Origin of the sequence: Bifidobacterium jacchi, assembly GCF_009078285.1 — a bacterium.
GTDB lineage: Bacteria > Actinomycetota > Actinomycetes > Actinomycetales > Bifidobacteriaceae > Bifidobacterium > Bifidobacterium jacchi.
In genome coordinates, this window is the sequence record NZ_RQSP01000109.1 from 1 (window position 1) to 793 (window position 793).

Here is a 793-nt window from a genome sequence, read left to right on the forward strand (position 1 = left end):
CGAACGCCTCCTCCACACCCACACCCCGACCCCAACACCACCACACAAACTGGCGAAGACTCAGAAAAACTTGCGCGTCCTCCGGGGAGGTGGTGCCTTATATGTCATATCGTCGAGAGATGAAACGTCCGACCGTGGAACGATGAACGTGGTATTTACGTGCAATGTCGGCCTTAGTGCATCCTTGCGCTAGCATGGCTCGAATGTCGCTCTCGTAATCCGACAGTTTCGTGCGTGCAGACAGGCTCCCCACTGGACGCCCCAGCCGCACGCCTTCGGCACGTCGCCGTGCCAACGCCTCCTTAGTACGCTGACTGATCAGGTTGCGCTCAATCTCCGCTGACAGACCAAACGCAAACGCCAGCACTTTGCTCTGGATGTCATCGCCCAGACGGTACCCGTCCTTGATGGTCCACACTCTCACGCCCTTGTCCATGCAACCACTGAGCACATCCATAATCATGAATAGGCTCCGACCTAAACGTGACAGTTCCGAACATACAATCAGATCACCTTTGGCGGCTTTGCCCAGCAGATCACCCAGCTTGCGTTTCTCAGGCGCCTTGGTTCCGCTGATTATTTCCTCTACCCATTCATCCACCACCAGTCTTTCATGCTTGCAGAACCGTTCGATCTCGAACCGTTGGTTCTCCACCGTTTGCATGCCCGTGCTCACCCTTACATATCCATAGATCATGGCAGTCAGTGTCACAGAAGGCACAGGAAAAAACGGGCGATTTCTCGCAACCGAAGATCGTGTGGGGCGAGATTTCCGACAAAGCCAAGTTCGCGT

At 55.0% G+C, this 793-nt stretch carries 1 protein-coding gene; it reads right to left on the reverse strand.

What is annotated here, in order from left to right:
* Positions 1–97 precede the first annotated feature (97 nt).
* Positions 98–697: a master DNA invertase Mpi family serine-type recombinase gene (locus EHS19_RS10530; RefSeq protein ID WP_151917701.1), complete on the reverse strand. Its 600-nt coding sequence runs from the start codon at positions 695–697 to the stop codon at positions 98–100.
* Positions 698–793 lie beyond the last annotated feature (96 nt).